Source organism: Alicyclobacillus fastidiosus, from assembly GCF_026651875.1.
Taxonomy (GTDB): Bacteria; Bacillota; Bacilli; order Alicyclobacillales; family Alicyclobacillaceae; genus Alicyclobacillus; species Alicyclobacillus fastidiosus.
Map to the genome: position 1 here is coordinate 711818 of NZ_CP104067.1, position 26095 is coordinate 737912.

The following is a 26095-nucleotide window of genomic DNA, read 5'->3' on the forward strand; positions in this document are numbered from 1 at the left end:
AACAGGTTAACGAAACCGGATTTATAGATGGAATAATCACGTTTGTGGTTAGGAAGTCAAAACGGTGAAGTTAGAAAGAGCGCACGGAGGATGCCTAGGCGCCAAGAGCCGAAGAAGGACGGGGCGAACACCGAAATGCCACGGGGAGCTGTAAGCGAGCATTGAGCCGTGGATGTCCGAATGGGGAAACCTGCTAGTGTGAAGCGCTAGTACCGTACACTGAATACATAGGTGTACGGAGGCAACCGAGGGAACTGAAACATCTAAGTACCTCGAGGAAAAGAAAGCGAACGCGATTCCGTAAGTAGTGGCGAGCGAAAGCGGAGAAGCCTAAACCGTATACGTGGTACAGACTGCAGTCGATGCGTATGCGGGGTCGAGGGGCTGTTGGTGGCAACCTGCAGGGAGCCAGCAGGAAGCAATGCGTAGGAGAACGGCATGGGAAGGCCGGCCATAGACGGTGAGAGCCCGGTAACCGAAACGGATTGTGGAATGTGCAACAGACCCCAAGTACTGCGGGACACGAGAAATCCCGTGGGAATCTGGGAGGACCACCTCCTAAGGCTAAATACTCCTTGGCGACCGATAGCGGATAGTACCGTGAGGGAAAGGTGAAAAGAACCGCGGGAGCGGAGTGAAATAGAACCTGAAACCGTGTGCTTACAAGCAGTCGGAGCATGCATGACATGTGACGGCGTGCCTTTTGTAGAATGAACCGGCGAGTGATGATGGCAAGCAAGGTGAAGGCGAGGGAGCCTGTGCCGAAGCGAAAGCGAGTCTGAATAGGGCGGTATAGTTTGTCGTCATCGACCCGAAACCGGGTGATCTACCCCTGGTCAGGGTGAAGTGCGGGTAACACCGCATGGAGGCCCGAACCCACTGGCGTTGAAAAGCCAGGGGATGAACTGGGGGTAGGGGAGAAATTCCAATCGAACCCGGAGATAGCTGGTTCTCCCCGAAATAGCTTGAGGGCTAGCGTCAGGGAATGAGAAGTGGAGGTAGAGCACTGATTGGGTGCGGGGCCCGCGAGGGTTACCAAGCCTAGTCAAACTGCGAATGCCACTTTGTCGAAGAACCTGGCAGTCAGACTACGAGTGATAAGACCCGTGGTCAAGAGGGAAACAGCCCAGACCAACAGCTAAGGTCCCAAAGTACTGGTTCAGTGGGGAACGATGTGGCGTTGCACAGACAACCAGGATGTTGGCTTAGAAGCAGCCACCATTTAAAGAGTGCGTAATAGCTCACTGGTCGAGTGGCGCTGCGCGGAAAATGTAACGGGGCTAAACCAGACACCGAAGCTATGGATGGAAACATGGTAGGGGAGCGTTCCATTTGCGGGGAAGCTGAACCGAGAGGTTTGGTGGAGCGGATGGAAGTGAGAATGCCGGTATGAGTAGCGAAAAGACAAGTGAGAATCTTGTCCGCCGAAAGCCCAAGGTTTCCTGGGGAAGGCTCGTCCGCCCAGGGTAAGTCGGGACCTAAGGCGAGGCCGAAAGGCGTAGTCGAAGGACAACAGGTTGAAATTCCTGTACCACCAACATCGCGATTGAGCGAAGGGGTGACGCAGGAGGCTGAGGGAAGCGGCCGGATGGAAGAGGCCGTCCAAGCAGCGAGCGAGGGGTGTAGGCAAATCCGCACCCTGGTAATCGTGAGCTGTGATGGGGAGGGAAGTACAGTACCGAAGTCCCATAAGTCACACTGCCAAGAAAAGCCTCTAGCGAGTGGTGAGGTGCCCGTACCGGAAACCGACACAGGTGGGCGCGTGGAGAACACGAAGGCGCGCGGGAGAACTCTCGTTAAGGAACTCGGCAAAATGGCCCCGTAACTTCGGGAGAAGGGGCGCTTCGAGAGAAGCCGCAGTGAAAAGGCCCAAGCGACTGTTTAGCAAAAACACAGGTCTCTGCGAAGCCGAAAGGCGAAGTATAGGGGCTGACGCCTGCCCGGTGCTGGAAGGTTAAGAGGAGGGGTAAGCCGCAAGGCGAAGCTCTGAATTGAAGCCCCAGTAAACGGCGGCCGTAACTATAACGGTCCTAAGGTAGCGAAATTCCTTGTCAGGTAAGTTCTGACCCGCACGAAAGGCGTAACGACTTGGGCGCTGTCTCAACGAGAGACCCGGTGAAATTGTAATACCTGTGAAGATGCAGGTTACCCGCGGTTAGACGGAAAGACCCCGTGGAGCTTGACTGTAGCTTGATATGGGATACGGGTACGTCATGTACAGGATAGGTGGGAGACAGAGAAGCTTGGGCGCCAGCCTGAGTGGAGTCGGCGTTGGGATACCACCCTTGAGGTACTTGTGTTCTAACCATGGCCATGAAACTGGTCATGGGACAGTGTCAGGTGGACAGTTTGACTGGGGCGGTCGCCTCCTAAAGAGTAACGGAGGCGCCCAAAGGTTCCCTCAGCGCGGATGGAAATCGCGCGAAGCGTGTAAAGGCACAAGGGAGCTTGACTGCGAGACGGACAGGTCGAGCAGGGACGAAAGTCGGGCTTAGTGACCCGGTGGCACCGAGTGGAAGGGCCATCGCTCAACGGATAAAAGCTACCCCGGGGATAACAGGCTGATCTCCCCCAAGAGTTCACATCGACGGGGAGGTTTGGCACCTCGATGTCGGCTCATCGCATCCTGGGGCTGAAGTCGGTCCCAAGGGTTGGGCTGTTCGCCCATTAAAGCGGTACGCGAGCTGGGTTCAGAACGTCGTGAGACAGTTCGGTCCCTATCTGCCGCGGGCGCAGGATACGTGAGAGGGGTCGTCCTTAGTACGAGAGGACCGGGATGAACCGACCGCTGGTGTACCAGTTGTTTCGCCAGAAGCATAGCTGGGTAGCCAAGTCGGGAAAGGATAAGCGCTGAAAGCATCTAAGCGCGAAGCCTGCCTCAAGATAACGTATCCCATTCCGTTAGGGAAGTAAGACCCCTTGAAGAAGACAAGGTAGATCGGTCTGGCGTGGAAGCGTAGTGATACGTGGAGCGGACAGATACGAATCGGTCGAGGGCTTCACCCGAACATAAGGCGAGACTCGGCGCGAAAGCGTCGTAGCGAGACCTATCCACTTTGTGGAGAAGAGGTTGTTCCATGATTCAGGAGCGAGGATAAAGACAAAGTTACGGAGCGACGTAACTGGGAGCTTGAGTGAAGGTGTGAGTAGCACATCTGCAGGCCGATAGGCCGAAGCCGTGCGAACGAATACCTGAACGCCAAGCGGTCTGGTGACCATAGCGGAGGGGAAACACCCGTACCCATACCGAATACGGACGTGAAGACCTCCAGCGCCGAGGATACTTGTCCCGAGAGGGGCTGGGAAAGTAGGTCGTTGCCAGGCGCGAGATAAGGACCCTGAGGGAAGCAGTGATGCCGACCTCGGGGTCTTTTTGTGTTGGTCGGGGATTGGGCGACGCTGCGGCGGGCTGCTGGAATGCGCTGTGCATTGATGTGGATACTACGGAAAGAGGATAGGACGGGCTGTATAATGTTGTGTAGAGTCCGCGAGAGCGGTACCACCCCGCCAGAAATGGAGTGGAACGATGGATAAGTTTGAGCAGCAGTTTGAGGCGTACGCGGAGTTAGCGGTTCGCCTCGGGGTAAATGTGCAACCTGGCCAGCTCGTCGTGATCGACGCGGAGCTGGACGCTGTGGCGTTTGTGCGCGTGCTCGCACAGAAGGCGTACGACGCAGGAGCCAGGATGGTCCATGTGGAGTGGTCGGATGCCGAGGTGAATCGCACGAAATTGTTACGCTCCCCGGCCGATGCGCTATCGGAATATCCGCGATGGAAAGCGCAGGGCTATCTCGAAATGGCGGAGGCAGGTGCCGCGTTCATCGGCATCCATACGCCGAAGCCGGGCTTTTTGAAGGATGTGGCGGCGGACAGGCTGGCGGCATCACAGCGCGCGGCTCAGCAAGCCTTACAGCCGTATCAAAGAATGCGAATGAGCGCAATGGTTAGTTGGCTTGGCATGCTCGTGCCGACACAAGCCTGGGCTGACCAAGTGTTTCAGGACCTACCCGAGGAGCGACGGTTGAGTGCGCTGTGGGATGTCGTGTTTCGGGTTACGCGGGCGGATCGGCCGGATCCGATAGGGGCCTGGCGTCAGCACATCGGTCACCTGCAGGCGCGTTTGACGACGCTCAACGATGCGCAGTTCAAATGTCTGCGTTACCGTGCCCTAGGCACCGATTTGACGATTGAACTCCCTTTTCAGCATGTATGGGTTGGGGGAGGAAATCGGACCGCGACAGGCGTTGTAACCGTACCAAACATCCCCACAGAGGAGTGCTTTACGGCACCCCTGCGCACGGGTGTGAACGGTGTGGTGCGCAGTACCAAGCCTCTGTACTACGGGGGGAAGCTGGTTGATAATTTTTCGTTGACGTTTCACGAGGGGCGCTTGGTAGACTTCACGGCAGAAGTCGGACACGACGTTTTGGAATCCATCATCACCACCGACGAAGGTGCGAGGTACCTCGGTGAAGTGGCGCTTGTTCCGCATAGCTCTCCCATCTCACAAACCGGCTTGACCTTCTATCACACGCTGTTTGATGAAAATGCGTCCTGCCATATCGCCCTTGGTGCGGCATACCCCATTAACCAGAGGGGTGGGGCCGAGATGTCGAAGGAGGATTTGTTGCAACGCGGAGTGAATTCCAGCATGGTTCACGTCGATTTCATGATTGGCTCGGCAGAGCTCGACATTGACGCGCAAACGAGGTCTGGCGAGTGGATCCCGCTGTTCCGGCAGGGGGAATGGGCTGACTGAGGAGCGGGATGGACAGCAAAAAGGGAGGCATTTACATGCCTCCCTTTTTGCGTGTGGTCACTGGTTGTCTGATACCTGTGGGCCTTCGAGGATAGCTTGTACTCGGCCGACTTGACCATCCCGCAACCGGACTTTAATGCCGTGTGGATGCGTCGGAGAGTTCGTCAGGATGTCCTTGACGAATCCACGGGTCAGCTTCCCTGTGGGTTGATCCTTTTTGAGCACGATATCCACTTCGAGACCGGGCCGAATATCCTTGCGGTTTTTGCCATCTTTCACTGTGTCATCCCCCGAGTTCGTCCGTTTCGTTCGCCTAGGTTATTGCGTGACCAGGGCTTCACGCTTCTGGAGATATTCTGCGTACGGCCCCTTAAAGTCGATCACGCCAGCGGGTGTCAATTCCACAATCCGATTGGCCACGTCTTCCACGAGCTGCCGGGCGTGCGACACGAAGATCACCGATCCATCGAACGACTGCAACGCCTTGGTCAACGCATCAATCGACTCGAGGTCCAGGTGGTTGGTCGGTTCGTCCAAGACGAGTACGTTCCCTTGCAGAAGCAGCATCTTGCCGATCATCAGGCGCGCCGACTCGCCCCCGGAAAGGACTTCCGTCGATTTGTGAACCTCGTCCTTTGAAAACAGCATGCGCCCGAGAATACTGCGGATGGTCTGTTCGTCCGCCAGCTCATCAAAGCTGCGCAACCACTCGTACACGGTGGTGTCCTTCGGAATCGTCTCGTTGTGGTCTTGCGTGAAATACGTGGGCTGGGCGGATTGACCCCATGTTACCTGGCCCGTATCGGGTGTGAGCGCGCCGAGCAGCGTGTTGATGAGCGTCGTTTTGCCAATTCCGTTCGTTCCAATCACAGCTACTTTGTCACCGTTCATGATGTCCAGGTTGACGTTCTTCAACACGTGCAGGTCGTCAAACGATTTATTGATATCCTTCGCGGATAGCACTTGCTTGCCAAGCGGTTGTTTGGCGGCAAACTTAATATACGGCGCAACGCGGGAAGAAGGACGAATTTCCTGCACTTCGATTTTCTCGATTTGTTTTTGTCGACTCGTCGCCTGTTTGGCCTTACTTTTGTTGGCCGAAAAGCGAGCGACAAATTCCTTGAGTTCGGCAATTTTCTCGAGGTTGCGCGCATTCTCTGCGAGCAGTTGTTCACGCGCTAGCGTACTCGCAGCTACAAAGTAGTCGTAGTTCCCGGTAAACATCGAAATTTTTTGGTAGTCGACGTCCACCATGTGCGTGCAGACCGTGTTCAAGAAGTGACGATCGTGAGAGATAATCACCATCGTCCCCTTGTGATTCAGCAAGAAGTTTTCGAGCCAGCGAATCGTGTCGAGATCGAGGTGGTTGGTCGGCTCGTCCAATAAGAGTACATCAGGGCGTCCAAACAGGACTTGTGCGAGCAGAACACGCAACTTGAAGCCACCGATCATGGTACTCATCAAGTCGTAATGCTTCTCGACGGGAATGCCTAAGCCCTCTAACAGTTCGGCTGCAAAGTACTCCGCGGAATACCCGTCCATGTCGGCAAACGCGCTTTCCAGTTCTCCGACCTGCATTCCTTCCTCTTCGGTCATCTCTGGAAGGGCATACAGGCGCTCGCGCTCTTTCATCACCTTCCAAAGTTCTGGATGGCCCATCAGTACCGTGTCGAGGACGGTGCACTCGTCGTACTGATAGTGGTCCTGGCGGAGGACTCCGACCCGGATACCCGGTGCAATCGAGACACCGCCGGTGCTTGGCTCAAAGTCTCCGACGAGAATTTTCATAAACGTCGACTTTCCCGATCCGTTGGCCCCAATCAGCCCGTACCGATTCCCCTCGTCAAAACTGAGGTTGACATCCTCAAACAAAATGCGGTTCCCAAACGAAACCGACAAATCTTTTACGCGTATCATCTATTCCGCCCCCTTTTTCAGTGTTCCATCCCATCACTATACCATGGTCGGTCAATGAAGGCTCTGGTAACCCTAGGCTATTTTCCGCCTGGGAAAAACTGTGGAGAACAGAAGGAAGGAATAGGTGGCAGTGGCATCGCTGGGGGTGCTACCTTGCAACAAAAAGGCCCCCACGCATTGGGGGCCGGCAGGCCTTTAAATGGCTTACACTAGGTTATCAATCGATAAATACATATTCCTATATATTTATATTTCTATTCATAAAATCGAGGATGCTATCTAAACTCTCTCGGTCTTTGGGGGAAGCGATGGCTGCAAAGAGGTCCCCCAGTTGTTTAATGCGATTCATCACGTTGAATACCGTGAAGTCGCTCGGTTTGAATCCGTGCACCACCTCCGCCCAGGTCACCGGCGTAGAAACACTTGCGCACGGGGTCGCACGCACCGAATAGGCGGCAGATAGCGTACGCATCTTCCACAACTGAAGGTAGTCTACGTACAGTTTGCTCCCGCGCTTCTTGACGGATCGTTCCAATGTCACCTTCTCAGGCATTCGCTGTTGAAGGTATTGCGCGATAAACCGTGTGATCTTGCGGGTTTGCTCGAACGTATAACGCGGTTGTACAGGGACGAAAACCTGCATGCCAGTTGCACCCGACGTCTTCGCGTAGTTTGGCAGCCCAAGGGTATCCAGCACGTCGTGAAGTTGTAAAGCGACCTCCAGCACCAACTCAAACCTGTCCGGCACAGAAGGGTCTAAATCAAATGCGACATCGGTTGGACACGTGGGTTGGTGGAACAGCGTAAACGGGACGTGCAGTTCGATGGCGGCGTAATTGGCGACCCACACGAGGGTCGGTAGATCGTTGAGCAGGATGAAGTGTTTGTCTTTATAGAATGCCGTCGGGATCCAATCCGGTGCATGGGCCGGCACCGCCTTCTCGACGATGCGCTCGGAGGAGACGCCATCCGGGAATCGCCACATCATGAGCAGGCGATCGTGTGTATAGCGCAAAAGGTAGGGTGAAACGCTCGTGAGGTACCGAATATAGTCCAGTTTGGTAACGCCCACCTCCGGCCACAAGACCTTGTTCGGGTTCGTCAGTAGGATGTCTCTGTTCTCGATGGTGATGGGCACGGATTCCATAGATCTTCCCCTAGATAGTTTCTTTCGCTAGTGTGGCCACCTTTTGAAAATGAATGCCTCGCTTGTCGGGACCTGGCCTGTGAAAAGGGAAACTTGCGCGCCTTCCATCGGCGTGACGATTACAGTCAGCAAAGCCGACAAAAGAGATGTGAAACACCGGATGTAGACGGTAACAAAATTTTGCGGGCTGCAAATGATTCCAAACGAATTTTACGAGGCGGCCAGAATGGATGGTGCTTCGGTGTTTCGCACGTTTTATCAAATCTTTTTACCGATGACGACGCCTGGCCTGTTTACCGCTGCCGTGTTTACGTTTGTAGCCTGCTGGACGGAGTTCCTGTTTGCCCTAGTCTTCAATTCATCGAACTCGATGCGCACCATTCCTGTTGGCATCGCATTGTTCAGCGGTCAGTACTCTGTCCCATATGGGACCATCTTCGCGGGTTCGCTGGTCGCCGTCGTGCCCGTCATCATTTTGGTGATCATCTTCCGCAGGTGGATTGTGTCTGGGTTGACACAGGGTGCGGTCAAGGGGTGAGGACAGGGGCGTGAACAGAGACGAGCCCCCTGTATAGTTTGGTTTTTTTTGTCAAGCATGATGAAGACACCACGACAGAAATGCGAGGAATCATCGTGCAGCCCATCATCCCGTTTGAACCTGTGCGCCGCGACGCCATCCCAACCAAAGGAGACTGGATGCCGCAGATCAAATGGGACGGCGTGCGCATGCTTACGTACTTTGATAGAGATGGCGTTCACCTCTTTAACCGCAAGCGACACGAGCGGACGATGCAGTACCCGGAACTCTTGAACATCCATGAATACTGCTCGGGGTCATCTGCCATTCTAGACGGCGAAATCATCGCACTTGGCGCCGATGGTAAACCCAGCTTCCACAACGTCATGCGCCGCGACGGCGTGCGTAGAGCCGACCGGGTGCCATTGGCCCAACAAAGTGTGGCTATCACGTACATGGTGTTTGATATTTTATACCTGAACGGGGAATGGCTCACAAAGCGGCCGTATCGAGAGCGTATGGAGATGCTCGGCAAGGTCCTTCAAGCCCATCCGAACGTACAGATGGTGACCACCCACGACGATGCAAACGCGTTGTTCAACGTCGTCAAGGAGTATGGCATGGAGGGAATTGTCCTCAAACGGAGCGACTCGCCCTATGTGATCGGCGGAAAATCTGATCTGTGGATCAAGGTGAAGAACTACCAAGACCTGATTGCCGTCATCGGTGGCTTTACGCTCGACGCGAGCAACACGGTGAATGCATTGCTCTTGGGTCAGTACGATGCACGTGGACGACTATGGTATATCGGTCACACGGGGACAGGAAAGCTGACCAAACAAGAGTGGCGAGCGATGACACAGTGGTTGACGCCCCACGTAACAGGTACCCGCCCGTTCGTCAATGAACCCGAGCGGCATCGCGACGCCAACTGGGTCACCATCAAGTTCACAGTCAAAATTCAGTTCGCAGAGTGGACACCTGGCGGGACGCTTCGTCAGCCGAGCATCCAAGCCGTCGTGGACGTGCCCGCACAACGGTGTGTATTCGACGAGCAAGCGCCTGCGCGTCCGTAGTGTGCATCGCTCATCAAGCTCGAACGAGTTTGAATTTCGGCTCCATGTAGCCGACGATGTGCCCCGGCGCGTTTTTGATTCCCTCGCGGTCGTAACTGGTGAGTTCCTCGAGTGGGCCTTTCGTTCCGATGCCGAGTTGATGGAGAATCTCATTGACGACACTGGGGATGGGTTCTGCACCACCGTCGGCGATTTTTAAGGCGATGCCGATCTCCCTTTCTCGATCAAATAAACAGAACACGCCCTTTGCGCCCTCTTTGGCGAGAATGCGCCCCTGAAACGCCCGAATCAATTTCGCGCTGTAGATGTTTTTCTCTGTCACCATATCTGGACGGCGATCCATGGCGCTGACAATGCGCTCTATGGCGTTCGCGCGGGACGCGCTAAGCCCTTTGGGTCGGGCAAGCCGTGCAAACCCCCAGGCCAGGTGTTTGAGTGGCATGTAGTAGGTTGGGATGTCACAGCCGTCGAGACCAGTATGGATGTCTTTTAATTGTAGCCCCACCACGTCTGCCACTGCCTCTGCGACGCGCTGTTGAACCGGATGGTCCGCGTGCGTGTACCCTTGCGTATTTTCTCCGAGATATACCGCTGTCGCCAGCATTCCGGCGTGCACGCCCGAACAGCAGTTGCATACCGGATCTGCCTGCTGGCCGCTGCGAATCAGCTCCTCGTGACTGGTTTTATTGACCGGGTCGGTCACGCCACACTCGAGGTCGTGCCCATCCTTTCCAATTTGCGACAGAATTGCACGCACGCGCGACCGGTGTCGCTCTTCACCGCTGTGAGAAGCGCAGCAAATGGCGAGATCGGCGTCTGAAAACGAGAAATGTTCTGCGGCTCCCGTTTCGACGATGGGGAGAGCCTGCATCGGTTTTAAGGCGGACCGGCCGTAGGTCATGTAGTTCGGGTCGCCGTACTGATACAACAGGGTGCCGTCGGCGTTGACCACGGCGATGTGCCCTAGATGAACGTTGTCGACGACGCTAGCCCTCGTCTCTTCCACCAGCACGTTCAATGTCGTGTCCCTCGATTTCCCAAAAGTATTTTCGCTCAGCTATTATTGCGCCAGCGAACAAAAATATGTGACGGTGCGGCTAAATCCGTAACTGTACAAAAATAAGCTAATATCGTAGTCTGTTCCTATTGGACATGTTAGGGTCACTTTTCGAACGCGTTGGAGGACTGATTCAGTGGCTGACTTAGATTTTATCCACGAATATATCAGAGCCCCATTGGATACCACGGGGCACACACTGGTACTGCTGCACGGCACGGGTGGGAATGAGCGAGACCTTCTGCCGCTGGGCCGTTTTTTGGCTCCGGACGCCGCACTGTTGGGGGTTCGCGGCAAGGTCCTCGAAGGGGGGATGCCGCGTTTCTTTCGACGCCTCGCAGAAGGTGTGTTCGACGAGGAAGACTTGTTGTTCCGCACCGACGAACTCGCTGACTTCCTCCGATCCGCCAGCGCGACGTACGGCTTCGAGCGTGACGCTTTGATTGCCGTCGGTTACTCAAACGGGGCGAATATCGCCGCGAGCATCTTGTTAAAGCACACCGACGTGTTCGCAGGTGCACTGTTATTTCGACCGATGGTCCCTTTTGAGCCGGAGCAGTCGGCGGCCAAGCGGGCCACCCCTGTCCTGTTGTCTGCAGGCGAAGCGGATGTAATCGTTCCAGCACAAAGCACCAAACGACTAGGCGAACTGCTCGACGCGCGCGGTGCGAACGTGGAAATCCAGTGGCACCGCGGTGGACATGGCCTGATGGAACCCGAGTTGCAGTTGGCCAAGATGTGGTTTGAGCAGAAGTTTTCAAAATAGGTTCACTTGAGGTGCGTTTTTGCGTATCATTGCCAATCTCTGTTCCGCAACTTGGTTCAGCCCATGTCGCTAGACTAGGCTGGGCCTTTCTGTGTGTCGTTGCATCGGTCAGGCCCACGGCCAAGCGTTTAAAAAGTGTTCACAGGCAAATGTCCCGCGTTTGCGTGATTCGAGGATTCTTCAAGGTTGCTCGTGCATGATAATAACAACTTATATGAACTTCAACGACATGCGAGGGGGCTGTCAGATGGGATACTATCGTCCAAAGTCTACCGAAAGAATAGCTAAGGGTGACACCTGGAAATGGGCAGCGACGGTTGTACTGTCGGCCCTTGTCGGCTCTGGCGCAACTTTAGCCGTCACGCCATTGATAGCAAGCCACAACGCTAGCGTTGTCGATATGAGCGGGACGTCCAGCAGTTCGACACCGGTCTCGACCAACGTCAGCGTCAACGTGAGTTCTGACATCACCAAGGTCGTCAAGCAAGTGGAACCTGATGTGGTGGCCGTCGAGAATTTTACGACTTCGAGTAGTCCTTTTACCGACCAATCGCAGACGCAGGAATCTGACATCGGCTCAGGTGTCTATTTCTATAAGAACGGCAACGACGCCTACATCGTGACGAACAATCACGTGGTCGAGGGCGGATCGAAAGTAGAAATCGTTTTGCAATCGAAAAAGCAGGTACAGGCGACAGTCGTGGGTACAGACCCGTATACAGATCTGGCTGTACTCAAAGTACCAGCCTCGAACTTCCAATCTGTCGATCCGATTCAATTTGCCAACTCCGACGACATTCAGGTTGGCGAGCCGGCGATTGCTATCGGTACACCGATGGGCCTCGATTTTGCGGACACCGTGACGTCCGGTATCGTGAGCGGAAGCCAGCGGACGATGCCTGTTGAAGAACCTACCTCACAACAGACGCTCGACTATCAGTCGGTCATTCAAACGGACGCCGCTATCAATCCTGGGAACAGCGGTGGTCCATTGCTCAATGCCTCGGGTCAAATGATTGGCATCAACAGCAGTAAGATTGTCGAGCAGGATTTTGAGGGGATGGGCTTTGCCATTCCAGCGAACGAGGTACAGCAAATCACGTCGGAAATCATTAAAACCGGCCACGCCATCCATCCGTCCATCGGCATCGAAGGAGTCGACATGTCAACCGTGCCTGAAGGATACGTAAACGTTCCGGTCGACTACGGCGTCTATGTCGAGTCAGTGACGTCGACCGACGCCAAGAACGCCGGTCTGAAGGCAGGAGACGTCATCATCGCCATCAACGGAACGGAAGTGCAGGGGATTGCCGATTTGCGGACCGAGTTGTTTAAGCTACAGCCTGGGCAGACGGTGAAGGTGACCATCTACCGCGGGAACACCAAGAAGACGCTGGACGTCAAAGTCGGCGAGGAACAAAGCGTCAACACGACCGACTCGGGCAACAATTCAGATGGAAGTAACTCCCAAGGCGATGGGGGCTATTCCTACAGTCAGGGTGGCAGCCAGAGTGTAGACCCACTCGATCCGTTCTCGGGATTCGGAAATTGACATGAATGAGATCTGAGTTATAGAAGCAGGCCCCTTGATTCGAAGCAGTGTTCGAGTCAAGGGGCCTAGTATCGTCAACACCAGTCAACTTGTATGCGATTGGTGATTGAAAATCGACACAATTACAACTATCGCAATCGTCACGACGGTTAGGACAATGAAGGAGTTCCGAAATGAAGGAATCATTTGTGTCACGGTAGCGCGGTTTTCGATCACGACACCAAAGGTGCGTAAAAAAAGTTGATACGTTAGTCCACCCAAAGCGACTCCTAGTCCCATACCCAGGGTTCGTGACATATTGAGCATGCCTCCACCGACGCTTAAGCGACCGTGTGGCACGCTACCCATAATTGTACTGTTATTTGCAGGGGTGAACATGCCCATTCCGCTTCCCACAAAGAACAACCCGACAGTGAATAATCCTGCCATAAATTTATCGGTGAAAATGGATAACATGCCTACACCAATTACAGTAATCAACATCCCCGCCACTGTAGGTAGTTTAGCTCCAAATTTGTCCGCGATAATCCCAGATATGGGTGTAAGTGCTGCCATGCCAATCGGAATCACCATGAGGAATAATCCTACACGCAAAGCATTCAACTTGTGAACATTGTCTAGATAAAAGGGTGCCAAGAACATGACAGCATACATCACCGTAAAAGAAAGAACGGTGGTTACATTGCCATAAATAAACGTCCTATTCCGAAAAAGACTTAGATCGACGATTGGATACTTGACGCGTCCTTCAATCAACACAAACCCAAGTACCCCAAACACAGTAACCCCGTAACAAACGACGGAAATCGAGGCAGTCCAGCCAATTTGCCCCCCCACATTCAAAACGTAGATGATCGCTACCAGGATGGGTGCCAACACCAACGACCCGAAAAAGTCGAACTTCTCACGTTCCTCCGGCTTTTCTTCGGCGGGAAGCAGTAGGGCACCTAGGATAGTACCGATAATCCCAACGGGAACATTGACATAAAATATCCATTTCCAACCCAACATAGTAATCAGTGCGCCACCAATGATTGGACCAAGACTCAGACCGATTCCTTGTGCGCTTGCCTGGATGCCAATCGCCTTGCCTCGGTCACGGGTTGGTGTTGAAGCGGTAATAATGGACACACTATTCGCTTGAAGCATTGCAGCGCCAACTGCTTGTAGAATGCGGGATACAAATAGTACGTTTAGAGTTGGGGCAAAACCACAGAAGAAAGACCCAACAATAAAGACAAAGAAACCAATGCTATACATCCAACGACGCCCGAACATGTCCGAGATCCGACTGAACGGTACGATAAGAGCTGCAAGTGTTAAGAGATAGGACAAACTGACCCACTCAATCACGTGCATATGTGTATGAAAATCCCGTTTCATTATGGGAAGTGCAATGTTTACAATACTCGAATCGAGAGCAGCCATAAATGCTCCGATGCACACGGTTGCAACGACAAACCAATGATAGCCTCTTTTATGGCAGATAAAACCCAATGGAAGTTTAACACTCACAAGGGTTTCCCCCATTCAAACATGACTTGTTATAACATCATCACGACTCATAGCGTCCTCCATCTCACATACACATCATATTCCGCCGTCTTAAACAAGTTAAATTAATAATTCTTATCGTAATGATAATGATCCGTTATTATAGGTTCACATAATACCGGGGAATAACCGTGACTTCAGGGAGGTGTCCTGGAAGGAAGTTTGGTCATCGAGGAATGGTAGGCCCCTTATACACGAAAAGGGGCCGGTTCGATTTCATCAGTACATCATGCGGTCATCGTGATAGTACTTGAATTCGAGTAGATTGTTCGACGGATCGATGAGGAAAAACGTCAGGTGTTCCTCCACAAGTCCTTCGAATCGGCGTGAGATGTCGTGAAAGAATGGGATCTCCCTTTGTTTCGCCAGGTTGTACAGGTTGTCGAACTGGTTCTTGTCGCGGAATGTCACCCCAAAGTGACGAGGATACATCTTTGGTTCCTGGTCGATATCCTCAGACAGGTGGCAGACGACCTGGTCGCCGAAAAAATCGAGTGTAATTCTGTCTGCGTATCGCCGAGCCAGTTTGCATCCAAGCTTTTCCACGTAGAACGCATAGGTTTCGTCCAAGTCGTGCGCCGGGATGGCCAGGTGAAAGACGTTGTTCATATCGCGCATAAAAAATCGCTCCTCTGTGATTCGGGCATGGGGTTGGCCATAAGCAGACAGTGAAACGGGGCCCGGGAGTGAAAGAAATCTGCTGCGCCCGTGATTGGTGCGATGCGTCAGTGCGCCTCGAACTGCAAGAACGTGTCGGAACGCAGACCGAGTCGCAGGGTTTCGAGGGAAATTACGTCGTTGATAGGGACATTTGCGAGATTTACGTTGGGGCCAAAACGCTCGATGAAGTAGGTTTGGAGCAATTTCGTGGGGGCTTCGAAAATGAGGCGGGTCAAATCCACTTGCGAGCTTTGGAATCCCTCGACCACGCCGGTCCTCGGCCGGCCGTCCCCTTGACAGATGCCACTCGTCCCGGATTCACGAGCTTCGGTGATCACCTTGAAGGCACCTGCAGCGAGGTCCTCTTGAATGAAATCCAGCCACTCATTTGGCGACAGTTGATTGGACTGGTCGGCGTCTTTATAGCCGACTTCACTGAGCACTTGGAATTCGCTGGCGAAGTATTGGATAAACTCGGCCTTTTGTCTGTTCGACATCGGAACGGTGCCGTTCGAGATCTCCACGTATCGACATCCATATTGCTTACAGTAGTTGTGATAATATTCCACCTTATCCTGAATGTAGAACTTCTCAAAAAGTGTACCACCAAAGTAAAATTCGATGTCGTGCGACCGTAAAACTTCGATTTTCGCATCCATTGTAGGGGAGATGAGGGAGGTGCCCCAACCGAATTTGACGAGGTCGATATAGTTTGCGGCGCTGGCAATGGCGTCCTCGAAATAGCGTAGAGGAACGCCACTGTCAATGAGCACCGTCCATCCGGTGGGCCGTGGTTTTTGCAGTCTCTCAGGCAAGTGTAACTCATGCATCGCAGCCGTGAACGTCCATCTGGTCACCAGACTCACACCTCTCCGTCGAGCCAGCTCGTAACGGGCTATGCTCGTATTACGGTCAGTGTACGTTCATTGTTTTGAAATTAACTTGAAATTAGTGTGTTAAAATTTAATATTTTTACGTTAATTGGTACCTGTCTTATACAGAATCGGCCCCGTGCCAAACGTTTGAATCAGTAGGTTATACAACAGTTCACCGCCTAATTCGTGCCCAGCCTGATTTGGATGCCAGCTGTCTCCGTAATACATCTGCCAGGTTTGGTTATGTGCCTTCATGTAGGTGGTCATGGCGCTGTTGAGATCGAGAAAGTGGATGTTCTGGCTGTTAAACGTATGCGCATCCGCAACTTCGTTTTGAATGTACGTTTCAACCTGGTCGTGATCATAAAGCGCTGTCGCCTTTGTCACGGGCGAGGTGACAATCAGGACGACCGCATGAGCTGCGAGCGATTCCTGAATTTCTTGTTTGATGGCCGTATTAAATTTGTTGAGAGGCGTCTTGTCGTAGACGTCGTTCAGCAGCCCCCATGAAATGACAACCACCTGAGGTTTATCCTGGTTGAGCCAGGTTTTTACGTCCCCTGTTTGAGCGAGCGCCACGGGAGAGCCCCCGACCTGCGTGTGGTCATCGTAGACCCATTTCGTGTCCGTCGAGTTCGTTAAGGATGTAAAGGCCCGTTTCAAGTACGAGTCGTCGTTGGGGTCCTTCCACCCGTGGGCCATCGACCCACCGAGAACCATTACCTTTTCCGTATTGATCTGGCCTTGCAAACTGTTGGTCGGCGTGGCCGCGAACACGGCGTTCCCGGATGTCTTGACCTTGCCTAAGGCCCAACCTCCGAGAACGAGTGCGGCTGCGCACGCCAGGTATGTGAAGGTCTTCAACAGTCGTTTGGACCGTTGTCTACGTCGTCGATTGGTTTGGAGTTTCATCGCACAAACCTTTCTACAAAAATATTTATCGCCTTTCGCAGAGTGGCGAGAGGCGCTATGTGTTGTGTTATACCGAATGAGCCTTGAAAGTAGATTGAATTGGCCTGTAACGATTTTCAATTGTTATTCAAGGTTTACTCGGTACCCTGTTAGTGTCGATGACTCCGACCGGGTCGAGAGACTTACCAAAGAGGTGGTAAAACCTGAAAAAACAACATCTGTTCGAGGTTGACCTGATGCGTGCCTGCATCATCCTCGGTGTCATTTGTGTACACGTGCTCTCGTCGTTTGATGCACAGTCCCTACCGTTTTCGGGGACGAACATCTCGCTTGATCTATTGACCATGGCGTTTCACTTCACCCGCGAAGCGTTCATGTTTATTACTGGCTTGGTGCTCTTCTATACGTACTATGACCGAAAGTTTACGGTCTGGTCGTTTTGGCGCAAACGCCTGAGCCTCATCGCCGTGCCTTACGTAGCTTGGACGGCATTGTACATCGCCTTCACCGGCACGTACCTAAAAGGGTTTGATTGGACACCAAACGCGCTGGCCCAACGGTTCGGGCACGCTTTGCTGACGGCCAATCAGTTCTTTCTCTACTTCTTGTTGGTGTCGATGCAGTTGTACGTTCTGTTTCCATTGATGGTGAAAATGATTCGTCGGTTCGAGAATCGTCTGTGGTGGGTTGTGAGTGTCAGTTTCATCTTGGAAATTGGCATCATGATCCTGAATCAAACGGTGCTTAACCATCTGCAGGCGAATCAAGTGCCGTCGTGGTTGTTTACGTTGGTTCACTATCGGGATCGATTTATTTTGACCTATCAGTTCTGGTTTATTGCAGGCGCCGCATTGGCGGTGAAGTACAACGCGGTACGCGACTGGGTCACCAGTCATGTGAAGGTGGTTGTCATCGCGGCCATCATTGCCATTCTCGCGCTGTGGGCGACGTACTTCGTCGAACGGTTCGGGTTGCATATGACGGACGGCGAAGCGGTGGACGTGTTGCAGCCGATGATGATTCCATACGCACTCATCGTCGCATGCGTCCTGTGGTCCGTGGGCCTCAGGTGGGCGAAGGTGAGAACGCAGGAAAATCTCGCCCGCGTTACCCCCGTCATTCAGTTCTTCGGGGGAGTCAGTTTCGGCATCTTTCTAATCCACCCGATAGCCCTGCACTATCTTGAACAAATCGATCAGAGTCTCAACTTGCATGGAGGCCTGCATCTGGTGCTGATTCCGGTCACGGCGGCGTTCGCATACGTCTTATCCGGCGTGGCGGCGTACTTGATCGGGAAGATCCCCTACGTCAGTTATATCGTCGGGGAGAAAACGCACCTGCGTCGCACAGCCGCCAAGTCATCGCTGTCGAAAGCTGTTTAATTGTGGATCTAATCTCAAAAAAATCTCAAAAACGAGGAGGCGTACAACGTGTCGGCAAACCCATCCCATGTCAATTTGTTGTCGAGGCTTGAGCGGATTCCGGTGACGAGAACCGTCATCTACATCATTGTCCTGCTGTCGTTCGTATGGCTCGCCGAAGCGTTTGATATCGGCATTGTTGGTCCTGTGCTCACCACGTTGGAAAAAACGTGGGGGTTGGCGTCGTGGCAGCAAGGTCTGCTGGCGGTCGCCTCCACCCTCGGGGTCGTCACTGGGATGATTCCCTCGGGGCTTTTGGCTGACCGCATCGGTCGGCGGCGCGTGGTACTGTTCGGAATTCTGTTTTTCTCCGTTCTGACACTTGTGGGCTCCGTCGTGTCGAACTTCTCGACGCTTTGGCTGATTCGATTTCTCGCAGGCGTTGGCGAAGGAGCGGTCTTACCGATGCCTTACTTGTTGTTGTCAGAATTCGTTCGCAGTCGGCAACGGGCGGTCAGCGTCGGCTACTCCAACGGAATCTTGACGGCAGCTTACGTCATCCCCAATCTCGCGTCGCTCTGGGCTCTCAACACGTTCCCCGCGAGCTTCGCTTGGCGAGTGCCGTTTCTTCTCGGCGGCATTCCGCTGCTACTCTTAATTCCGCTGGCCTTGTGGCTGCCGGAGTCGCCGCGCTACTTGCTGAAACGCGGTCGAGAGGCGGAGGTCGTGCGCCTCGTCGAGCGCCTCGAGGGCGAGGCGGGCTTGACGAGCGACCTGAAGGTAGCGGATGCGCGGATTCGCGTGGTCCTGGACCACGCAGGTGAGGAAGCCCGCGTGCCCTTCCGGGCCATGGTCGCGCAGCCATTCTTAAGGCGCGGATTGCTCGTGACATTGCAACTCACTGCTGCGCTGATCTTGTTCTATATCCTGCAGGTGTTCGGCCCGACACTTCTCGTCAGTCGAGGAACCGGGAACGCAACGGCGATTCTCTTCTCCGGCCTGATGATGGTGGTGGCGGGGATAGGCTCCATCGCACAGGGGTACTTGTCCGACAAACTCGGCCGCAAAGCGATCTTGGCTATGTACGTAATGCTGGCGAGTGCAGGATGTCTTCTGTTCGCATTCGGTTCCTCGACCTTCTCGGTGTTTTTAGCCGGTGCGCTCACCGCGTTCTTTGGCCTTGGGATCTTCCCGGTGTCGAAGTTGTGCGTCGCCGAGCAGTATCCGACTGAACTTCGCGGACGTGGTGTCTATCTCAACGAGATGACAGCCCGCACCGTCAGTGGCGTCGTGACCATCTACTTCATCCCATTTCTCTTGCACACGTACGGAAACCAAATGATTTTCTTCGGCATCGCAGTCGTCTTAGTCCTACTCAATCTCCCGTTCCTCTTTTTCGGGCGAGAAACAGCCAACGTACAGATGGAAGAGGCGGGGGCCACATTGTCCTTTGGCCGGATCGAGCGAGAAGCTTTGTTGCACCAAGTGTCGTCCCGATAACGAATATTTCACAACGAGGTGGGAGCATCATGTCTACATTTTTAACGTCCTTGGAACAAGTACTGTCGGCAGAGCATCGCCCGGTTCTGTTTGATCACGACACTTGGCACTCCACATCGGAACTCCGCAACGACGTCCTTCGCGTCAAACAGGCGCTGTGGAACGCCGGGCTCAGGGAACGAGACGAAGTGCTCTTGGGGCTCCCGAACTCGTATGAGTTCGCGGTCGTTTACTTGGCTTTGCTACAGTCTGGCATCGTCGTCGCCCCGGTAAATCCGAAGATACCTGCAGCAGAATTGGAACGCGTGATGACGAGGCTAGATGCCAAGGCGGTCATCGGGTCGCAGGTACAAGCGGACGCGTGGAATCCGGTACTTTGTCAGCGCGGTTTCGATTCCAACTTGAATGTCGCTATCTCGCCTGCGGGGACAGCGGGAACATCGCTGCCGATTGTCGTCTCGTTGGCGCCTCTGCGCCTGAGTCAGACGACGGAGTCCGCGCCGGGGACAGCGGGGGACGACGACGCCCCTGCCGTGCTGATGTTCACGTCGGGGACGACGGGAAAGCCTAAAGGCGTATTACTCCGGCGCAGACATCTGTTGCATGCCGTGAACAACGTGATTCTGAGCCATCAATTGACCGAGTTTGACGTCGCATACTGCATTTTGCCGCTGTTTCACATCAACGCACAGGTAATTGTATTGCTCTCGACGCTGTTGTCGGGTGGGCGCTTGGTGATGGTGGATAGATTCCACGCGTCACGCTTTTGGGACGACGTCACGACCCATCGCGTGACGTGGGTGTCGGCCGTCCCAACGATTCTCTCGATTCTCTCAAAGCAACAGTCGAAGACGCATCGCACACACTACCTGCGCTTTATTCGCTCCGCCTCTGCGCCCCTCTCACCTGCCATTAAAACGCGCTTTGAGTGCTCGGTGGGCGTACCTGTTGTCGAGTCGTACGGGATGACGGAGGCGGCGGGGCAAATTTGTATCAATCCACTGCCACCTGCCGTTCGCAAAGCCGGATCGGTAGGCAAACCGTTTGGCCTCGAACTCGAAATTCTAAATGACGAGAAGCATCCAGTTGGCCCCAATCACGTCGGAGAAATCGTGATCCGTGGACAGAACGTCATTGAGGCGTACGCGGGTGCAGAGGGGCAACACGCAGATTCGCGTTGGGATGGCTGGATATTCACGGGGGATCTCGGCTACCGCGACGACGACGGGTACGTCTTCATCACAGGTCGCGCAAAGGAGATCATCAATCGTGCAGGGGAGAAGCTAAGCCCGCGTGAAATCGAGGATGTCCTGTCGGGACATCCGTCCGTCGACCGCTCAGCTGTCATCGGTGTACCAGACCCGCTGTACGGTGAACGGGTGGTCGCCTTCGTGGTACCTGTGGACTACGAGGTGGGCGGTAAAGGAGCGCTTGTGCATGAACTCGCTCAGATGTGCAAGAATTCCCTTGCAAACCACAAGTGCCCAGCGGAAATCGTCGTGGCACGCTCACTTCCGGTCGGCCCGACTGGGAAGGTGCAAAAGCACCTCCTCCGCGACGCGCAGACGTTGCACTTGTTAGCCTAAACGGCGGGCAAGCGGCGAAGCTGTTTTGTTGGGGGAGATGTAGCGTAGTGACCTTAAACGGGAAATTTGCTCTCACGTTCCCGCAACAGCACGCCGAGCGGTTGCGGGGACATCTCTGTCGACGCGGCGAGCCACCCTACTGACAATTTGCACTTAGGACTGACACGTGCCAAACGATGCTGTATAATTTGCATTCTATGGATAAAAATATGCTTGACGTACCAGACGACTCACCCATAAGCCAGCGCATCGAAACGTTGCGGCGTCAGTTGATTCGCATCGTAGAGAGCAATGGCGATCTCACACACCCCGATGTCATCGCACTTAGCCAAGAACTCGACGCGTTGATGCTCTCTGTCATCGCGAACGGTTTTGATTGAGCGGAACGTCCCCGCAGTCGCTCAGCTCGCCACCGACCGCCTTTATTTCACCCGGGTTCCATCCTAGCAACTGAGCTGCGCTTGAAATCGCCCGAGGGTCTCATCTAGCTCCTCAAACGCTCTGTGACGCAGGCTATAGCGATCCGTCTTGTTGAGATGCGCATGGACTCGGACAAATCCGGCGTCCCGTAGGTGAATCAGGTGATTGTGCAACGTACTCTTGGGCAGCCCTGTGCGATGGGCGATGTCTGTAAAGCGGCAGGGTTCCCCTGAGAGATTGGACAGAATGGCGAGCCTGGCCTCGTCTGACAGTGCTTTCGTCATCCGCGACACGTCGGCGGCGACCTGCGCTTGTGGGTGGAGCATCCCGTTCGACATCGAGTAAACAAACAACATCATGTCTCGAAAGTCCATTCGCAGATTGGCTGGAGCGTAGTGAAAACCAGGAATCAAGAGAACAGTTTTCAGTTTTGGGACCGATTCGACATAGATCCCTCGCAGAACAGATTCCACGAACTCGGACTGCTCCCCGGTTGCCCACTCGTTCGTCTTGGCCACCAGGTGCTGTTGCAAACTCGCTACCCAGTCGCTTTCGAGCTTATGGAAGTAATGCTCATACCACGCATTGAGCCACAGGGCGGCACGTGGATGCCATTCCGACAGGCTGGGAATTAAGCGAGACAAATTTCTGACATAGGGATTCAATCGTTCATACAACTCACCGACGTTCGATGACTCAAACCAACGCAGGAACGCTCGAATGTCCTCCTTGTTTGGACACTGCCAGATCAGGATGGCGAGTGCCTCCGCCGCCAAGCCCTGTTTGGCGCCGGTCAAATGAGGCCCCACCATCTTCCGAAAGGCGCTGTTCATCTGTTGGGTCCAACGGTTTTTCATCCCGTTTAGCCCTTTGTCAAACAGGTATAGATTCAGACTGGCCAGCAATTCGTAGGCCGGGCTTGTGTCGAACTCCACCTGGTATCCCATGGTCGTCTCATGCACTCCTGTATTTCTCTATTTGAAGAGATTATAAACGAAAACCCCGATTTGGCGTTCGGGGACAGGAGCGGCCACTAATTTTCGGGTGAGCGTCATTGGACGAAGCCACCGTGGTCCGGGATTTCCCGGCTGAAGTGTCTGGCCAGCGCTGGAAGAGCTGTGCGGAGATCCTCTTCGTACATCGGCAATCCATGTCCCGTCACCAGTGCGAACAGCTCCATATCTGCAAGTCGCCTGACAGATTCTAAAGCCGCCTGCCAGTCGGTGGTGAAGTAGGCTGGTGGGCCATGCAGTTCCTTGTGTTGCGTAAAGACGGCGTATGCTGACTCCTGTTTCACTGTCGTGACTGCGTCGCCCGCGATAAGCACCCGATCTTTGGGACGATAGAGTGAAATGTGCCCTTTTGTGTGTCCTGGAGTCGGTATCCAAATCCAATCAGGCAGGCCGGGGACAATGCCGTCGTTCGGCAGCGCGTGAATGTGGTCGCCCAAGTCGATGGAGTGGTTGGGAAACCACTGTGAGATACGGCTCACGAGACCGCCGCCGACCGAGGGGTCTGCCGGAGGATAGTCTTCTTCGCCGGTCAAATAGGGGAGTTCCTCCGTGTGCGCGTATACGGGGACGTTCCAGGTCTCAACCAGTTCGACGATGGCGCCGACGTGATCGAAATGGCCGTGCGTGAGGATGATGGCCGCCGGGGGCACACCCTTGCCAAAGCGATATTCGGCCTCCGCGAGGATGCTCCCTGCAGACCGCGGAGTCCCCGCGTCGACAAGCACCCAACCGTCCTCGAGTGGATGGCCCACCATACAAACGTTGGCGAATTGTACTGGAAAACAATACACGTCCGGTACAACGGAGATACCTTGACCACTGACGAGGCTGGTCAGTGGGATAATCGCCTCTTCAAACGGATTTTCCATCTCGCGTCGGCCCTCCTTGGAGAAATGCATCGGCGTTAGAATGCCCCCGAATAGGACGGGCATACGGCGATTTGGCCGTTAGGGCGTGAAGCTTCCAGGACGAGCGGGTCGCTGGTTTTGCTTTGGGTGTGGTGCGGAGTTATCTCGCTCTCGCGTCAGGTGCAGCGAAAACACCTGCAAATTTAAGTAGTCGTACGATAGGAAAAGAGGCACATGGCGCCAATTCAGAAACAGTTGACGCAGGATGAGGATGGGCGTGGCTGGATTGCTGTCGCAGTCTTGCAGATAGTTTGCATACGGGTCGTCGACGAGCGGAACCAGGATGTCCGACTCGGCGTACATCGCCATCTCTTCGTGTCGCTTAAGCGTCTCTAATAAGGCTGCGTCGCCGCATCCGGTCGCGAGTGTCGCACTGGGGAAGATGGAAACGCCCATGGAGACAGTGGTTCCCCCGGAGATGCGCGACTGTACGAACTGAAAGCCGGAGCTCTCGTCAGGGCGCTGCAACAACTGCGCGCGTTCAGAATTCAAGGCGATTTCGTGGGCGGCGATAGTGACTGTGCGCAAATCCTTGTTTGGTGTTCTCATAAACTGGCGCCAATCGAGCAACCGCGTCAATTCGGACGTGGCCGTCCCTGGGTGTTGGGCGACAAAACGCCCGACTCCCTGGCGAGAGGTGAGCACATGTTCCTGCTTCAGGAGTTGAAGCGCCCGTCGAACGGTGACTCGCGTCGTCTGATACTCTCTGGCGAGCACCGTCTCGCTTGGCAGTTGCGTTCCTGGCGGCCAGTCGCCGCTCTGGATACGACGAAGTATGTCTTCGTAGATTTGCAAGTAGCGATGCATCCCGAGTCACCTCCTGGCCAAATGACCTAGGCTTCAGACTAGCAGGCTGGTGTTAAGTGATGTCTACCTTCCTGTAAAGTTTGTGTAAAGGCGCCGCCCGTCACGTGGCTTTAAAAGTCGCTCGCGTATGCGCGGCAAAACTAGGTTGTACCACGTTCTCGTAGTTCTACTCACCTAAGCAGATGGCTACCCATAGAGGGAGTGGACTGTGAAAGGAATGGTGCGTGTGAAAGATGATTCCGAGAAGACGACGGCTACGTCGAGCGAAGGGCTTTCGCGAAGTCTGAAGACCAGACACATTCAAATGCTCGCCTTCGGTGGTGTCATTGGCGTCGGCCTCTTCTATGGTGCATCCGTCTCGGTTCAACTCGCGGGACCTGCCGTGATTCTCGACTTCATCGTGTGTGGCATCATCGTAGCGATCGTCATGCGCGCATTGGCGGAAATGACGATAGCGGAACCGACAGCTGGGTCTTTTAGTCTGTACGCCAGGCGCCTCTTCGGCGAGCGAATGGGGTTCGTGACGGCTGGAATGTGGTGGTTTTATTGGGTCGCCACGGTCATGTCCGAACTCGCCGCCATCGGCAAACTCGTCCAGGTGTGGTTTCCAGCCGTTCCGGCGTGGGTCCCCGGACTCTCTGCGCTCATTTTGTTCACTGGCTCAAATCTCCTCGTGGTGCGCGTGTTTGGCGAGGTCGAGTACTGGTTTGCCTGCCTGAAGCTCCTCGCGGTGGGGGTATTCATGCTGTTTGGCGTCCTCATGATGGTCACGCCGCTCCTGCATCAGGGAGGGCCCCTGGGCGTGAAAAATCTGACCATCGGCGGGGGGTTTTTCGCGAATGGAATGATGGGTACCGTGATGGCGCTGTCGCTTGTGGTGCAGACGTATAGTGGCATCGAAACGTTGGCCGTGGAGGCCGGGGAATCCACAAAGCCAAAGCAAAACCTGAGACGCGCCTTTCGGACGGTCACGTGGCGAGTACTCGTCGTCTACATTGGTTCGATGTTTGTGATGCTCTGTTCATTTCCTTGGACCTACCTGACGCACCACACAGGCAGCCCCTATGCGCTGATGTTCGCGAGAGCGGGCATTCCTGTAGCGGCCGGAATCGTCAATTTAATCATCATCCTCTCGGGTTTATCTTCTTGTAATACGGGACTGTACGGTGGCAGTCGCATGCTCTTCTCGATGTCTCGCCAAGGGTACATTTCGGATGGACTCGGCCGCATCAATCGTCGCCAGATACCCGCAGGGGCGGTCTGGGTGACAGCACTCGCCATTTCGGTGGGCATTCTCATCACCTATGTCGATCCGAACCACGCCTACGTCTGGATCACGAGCGCCTCTGCCTTCGCATCTCTTTGGACGTGGTTTGTGATTCTCCTCGAACACGCGGCGTATCGAAGGAACTTGCACAAGGGCGTGATGGGGAGTGAGGTGACTTCCGCGAGGGTGCCTGTACTGTCCTATATCGGTATGTTCCTGCTCGTCGGGACGTTCGTGTTCATCGTTTGGTCACCGCTCACGCGAGTGTCGGTCTTTGCCGGGGTTGTCTTCCTTATCGCACTGTGGCTGAGTCATCTACTGCGAACCGGCTCGCGAGGATGACCGCGAACCGAGAAGTGTCGGAATTCTATATCAGTTCCGTCTTTAAGCGCGAGCCACCCCTGTGATAGTATGGAGATGTTCATAAACAATGAACAAATG

General features: G+C 54.3%; 21 protein-coding genes and 2 rRNA genes. 12 read left to right on the forward strand and 11 right to left on the reverse strand.

What is annotated here, in order from left to right:
* Positions 1 to 63: 63 nt before the first annotated feature.
* The 3 genes from NZD89_RS03755 to NZD89_RS03765 all read left to right on the forward strand — a co-directional run bounded on the left by NZD89_RS03755 (position 64) and on the right by NZD89_RS03765 (position 4759).
* Positions 64 to 3006 (forward strand): 23S ribosomal RNA (locus NZD89_RS03755).
* Between the two features lie 201 nt (positions 3007 to 3207).
* Positions 3208 to 3324 (forward strand): 5S ribosomal RNA (gene rrf, locus NZD89_RS03760).
* A 202-nt stretch (positions 3325 to 3526) separates the two neighbouring features.
* Positions 3527 to 4759 (forward strand): aminopeptidase, encoded by a 1233-nt coding sequence (locus tag NZD89_RS03765; RefSeq protein ID WP_268006456.1) that lies wholly within the window; start codon positions 3527 to 3529, stop codon positions 4757 to 4759.
* Between the two features lie 57 nt (positions 4760 to 4816).
* Here the strand turns inward: NZD89_RS03765 and NZD89_RS03770 are convergent, their stop codons facing one another.
* From NZD89_RS03770 to ligD, 3 genes are all read right to left on the reverse strand, one after another.
* Positions 4817 to 5038: a YwbE family protein gene (locus NZD89_RS03770; RefSeq protein ID WP_268006457.1), complete on the reverse strand. Its 222-nt coding sequence runs from the start codon at positions 5036 to 5038 to the stop codon at positions 4817 to 4819.
* A gap of 39 nt (positions 5039 to 5077) precedes the next feature.
* On the reverse strand, positions 5078 to 6676 hold the full coding sequence (locus NZD89_RS03775) for an ABC-F family ATPase (RefSeq protein WP_268006458.1): 1599 nt from the start codon (positions 6674 to 6676) through the stop codon (positions 5078 to 5080).
* 238 nt (positions 6677 to 6914) lie between these two features.
* Complete coding sequence (ligD, locus tag NZD89_RS03780; protein ID WP_268006459.1) at positions 6915 to 7823, reverse strand: non-homologous end-joining DNA ligase; 909 nt, start codon at positions 7821 to 7823, stop codon at positions 6915 to 6917.
* A 193-nt stretch (positions 7824 to 8016) separates the two neighbouring features.
* On the opposite strand from ligD, the gene NZD89_RS03785 reads away from it, so the two are divergent.
* Both NZD89_RS03785 and NZD89_RS03790 read left to right on the forward strand, forming a co-directional pair.
* Positions 8017 to 8361 (forward strand): carbohydrate ABC transporter permease, encoded by a 345-nt coding sequence (locus NZD89_RS03785; RefSeq protein WP_268006460.1) that lies wholly within the window; start codon positions 8017 to 8019, stop codon positions 8359 to 8361.
* Between the two features lie 95 nt (positions 8362 to 8456).
* Positions 8457 to 9416, forward strand: coding sequence for an ATP-dependent DNA ligase (locus tag NZD89_RS03790; protein ID WP_268006461.1), 960 nt, complete (start codon positions 8457 to 8459; stop codon positions 9414 to 9416).
* A gap of 13 nt (positions 9417 to 9429) precedes the next feature.
* Here the strand turns inward: NZD89_RS03790 and NZD89_RS03795 are convergent, their stop codons facing one another.
* Positions 9430 to 10428 (reverse strand): asparaginase, encoded by a 999-nt coding sequence (locus NZD89_RS03795; RefSeq protein ID WP_268008382.1) that lies wholly within the window; start codon positions 10426 to 10428, stop codon positions 9430 to 9432.
* 181 nt (positions 10429 to 10609) lie between these two features.
* Here NZD89_RS03795 and NZD89_RS03800 point away from each other — a divergent pair, with 181 nt between their 5' ends.
* Positions 10610 to 11239 (forward strand): alpha/beta hydrolase, encoded by a 630-nt coding sequence (locus NZD89_RS03800; protein ID WP_268006462.1) that lies wholly within the window; start codon positions 10610 to 10612, stop codon positions 11237 to 11239.
* 247 nt (positions 11240 to 11486) lie between these two features.
* Complete coding sequence (locus NZD89_RS03805) at positions 11487 to 12791, forward strand: S1C family serine protease (protein ID WP_268006463.1); 1305 nt, start codon at positions 11487 to 11489, stop codon at positions 12789 to 12791.
* Between the two features lie 84 nt (positions 12792 to 12875).
* Here the strand turns inward: NZD89_RS03805 and NZD89_RS03810 are convergent, their stop codons facing one another.
* The 4 genes from NZD89_RS03810 to NZD89_RS03825 form a co-directional block, all read right to left on the reverse strand.
* Positions 12876 to 14306 carry an MFS transporter gene (locus NZD89_RS03810; RefSeq protein WP_268006464.1) on the reverse strand — a complete coding sequence of 477 codons (1431 nt, stop codon included), beginning with the start codon at positions 14304 to 14306 and terminating at the stop codon, positions 12876 to 12878.
* A gap of 258 nt (positions 14307 to 14564) precedes the next feature.
* Positions 14565 to 14963, reverse strand: coding sequence for a VOC family protein (locus tag NZD89_RS03815; protein WP_268006465.1), 399 nt, complete (start codon positions 14961 to 14963; stop codon positions 14565 to 14567).
* A gap of 107 nt (positions 14964 to 15070) precedes the next feature.
* The gene (locus NZD89_RS03820) at positions 15071 to 15835 is read right to left on the reverse strand and encodes a phosphosulfolactate synthase (RefSeq protein ID WP_268008383.1); all 765 of its coding nucleotides are present in this window, start codon (positions 15833 to 15835) and stop codon (positions 15071 to 15073) included.
* Between the two features lie 147 nt (positions 15836 to 15982).
* Positions 15983 to 16792 carry an SGNH/GDSL hydrolase family protein gene (locus NZD89_RS03825; RefSeq protein ID WP_268006466.1) on the reverse strand — a complete coding sequence of 270 codons (810 nt, stop codon included), beginning with the start codon at positions 16790 to 16792 and terminating at the stop codon, positions 15983 to 15985.
* 236 nt (positions 16793 to 17028) lie between these two features.
* Between NZD89_RS03825 and NZD89_RS03830 the strand changes: the two genes are divergently transcribed.
* The 4 genes from NZD89_RS03830 (at position 17029) to NZD89_RS03845 (ending at position 21619) form a co-directional block, all read left to right on the forward strand.
* Positions 17029 to 18174, forward strand: coding sequence for an acyltransferase (locus NZD89_RS03830; RefSeq protein WP_268006467.1), 1146 nt, complete (start codon positions 17029 to 17031; stop codon positions 18172 to 18174).
* A 48-nt stretch (positions 18175 to 18222) separates the two neighbouring features.
* Positions 18223 to 19653 carry an MFS transporter gene (locus tag NZD89_RS03835; protein WP_268006468.1) on the forward strand — a complete coding sequence of 477 codons (1431 nt, stop codon included), beginning with the start codon at positions 18223 to 18225 and terminating at the stop codon, positions 19651 to 19653.
* A gap of 29 nt (positions 19654 to 19682) precedes the next feature.
* Entirely contained in the window at positions 19683 to 21239 is a 1557-nt protein-coding gene (locus NZD89_RS03840) for an AMP-binding protein (RefSeq protein ID WP_268006469.1), read from the forward strand.
* Positions 21240 to 21448: 209 nt separating this feature from the next.
* Positions 21449 to 21619 carry an aspartyl-phosphate phosphatase Spo0E family protein gene (locus NZD89_RS03845; RefSeq protein WP_268006470.1) on the forward strand — a complete coding sequence of 57 codons (171 nt, stop codon included), beginning with the start codon at positions 21449 to 21451 and terminating at the stop codon, positions 21617 to 21619.
* A 63-nt stretch (positions 21620 to 21682) separates the two neighbouring features.
* Here the strand turns inward: NZD89_RS03845 and NZD89_RS03850 are convergent, their stop codons facing one another.
* The 3 genes from NZD89_RS03850 to NZD89_RS03860 form a co-directional block, all read right to left on the reverse strand.
* Complete coding sequence (locus tag NZD89_RS03850) at positions 21683 to 22606, reverse strand: ArsR/SmtB family transcription factor (RefSeq protein ID WP_268006471.1); 924 nt, start codon at positions 22604 to 22606, stop codon at positions 21683 to 21685.
* Positions 22607 to 22710: 104 nt separating this feature from the next.
* Positions 22711 to 23541: an MBL fold metallo-hydrolase gene (locus tag NZD89_RS03855; RefSeq protein WP_268006472.1), complete on the reverse strand. Its 831-nt coding sequence runs from the start codon at positions 23539 to 23541 to the stop codon at positions 22711 to 22713.
* 78 nt (positions 23542 to 23619) lie between these two features.
* Positions 23620 to 24387 (reverse strand): GntR family transcriptional regulator, encoded by a 768-nt coding sequence (locus NZD89_RS03860; protein WP_268006473.1) that lies wholly within the window; start codon positions 24385 to 24387, stop codon positions 23620 to 23622.
* A 226-nt stretch (positions 24388 to 24613) separates the two neighbouring features.
* Here NZD89_RS03860 and NZD89_RS03865 point away from each other — a divergent pair, with 226 nt between their 5' ends.
* Entirely contained in the window at positions 24614 to 25996 is a 1383-nt protein-coding gene (locus NZD89_RS03865; RefSeq protein ID WP_268006474.1) for an amino acid permease, read from the forward strand.
* The last annotated feature ends 99 nt before the right edge of the window (positions 25997 to 26095 follow it).

Excerpts from the sequence above, each read along its gene's own strand:
- NZD89_RS03765 (WP_268006456.1), top strand. The coding sequence starts at position 3,527 with ATGGATAAGTTTGAGCAGCAGTTTGAGGCGTACGCGGAGTTAGCGGTT.
- NZD89_RS03775 (WP_268006458.1), bottom strand. The coding sequence starts at position 6,676 with ATGATACGCGTAAAAGATTTGTCGGTTTCGTTTGGGAACCGCATTTTG.
- ligD (WP_268006459.1), bottom strand. The coding sequence starts at position 7,823 with ATGGAATCCGTGCCCATCACCATCGAGAACAGAGACATCCTACTGACG.
- NZD89_RS03785 (WP_268006460.1), top strand. The coding sequence starts at position 8,017 with ATGATTCCAAACGAATTTTACGAGGCGGCCAGAATGGATGGTGCTTCG.
- NZD89_RS03805 (WP_268006463.1), top strand. The coding sequence starts at position 11,487 with ATGGGATACTATCGTCCAAAGTCTACCGAAAGAATAGCTAAGGGTGAC.
- NZD89_RS03815 (WP_268006465.1), bottom strand. The coding sequence starts at position 14,963 with ATGCGCGATATGAACAACGTCTTTCACCTGGCCATCCCGGCGCACGAC.
- NZD89_RS03820 (WP_268008383.1), bottom strand. The coding sequence starts at position 15,835 with ATGCATGAGTTACACTTGCCTGAGAGACTGCAAAAACCACGGCCCACC.
- NZD89_RS03825 (WP_268006466.1), bottom strand. The coding sequence starts at position 16,792 with ATGAAACTCCAAACCAATCGACGACGTAGACAACGGTCCAAACGACTG.
- NZD89_RS03830 (WP_268006467.1), top strand. The coding sequence starts at position 17,029 with ATGCGTGCCTGCATCATCCTCGGTGTCATTTGTGTACACGTGCTCTCG.
- NZD89_RS03840 (WP_268006469.1), top strand. The coding sequence starts at position 19,683 with ATGTCTACATTTTTAACGTCCTTGGAACAAGTACTGTCGGCAGAGCAT.
- NZD89_RS03845 (WP_268006470.1), top strand. The coding sequence starts at position 21,449 with ATGCTTGACGTACCAGACGACTCACCCATAAGCCAGCGCATCGAAACG.
- NZD89_RS03850 (WP_268006471.1), bottom strand. The coding sequence starts at position 22,606 with ATGGGATACCAGGTGGAGTTCGACACAAGCCCGGCCTACGAATTGCTG.
- NZD89_RS03855 (WP_268006472.1), bottom strand. The coding sequence starts at position 23,541 with ATGGAAAATCCGTTTGAAGAGGCGATTATCCCACTGACCAGCCTCGTC.
- NZD89_RS03860 (WP_268006473.1), bottom strand. The coding sequence starts at position 24,387 with ATGCATCGCTACTTGCAAATCTACGAAGACATACTTCGTCGTATCCAG.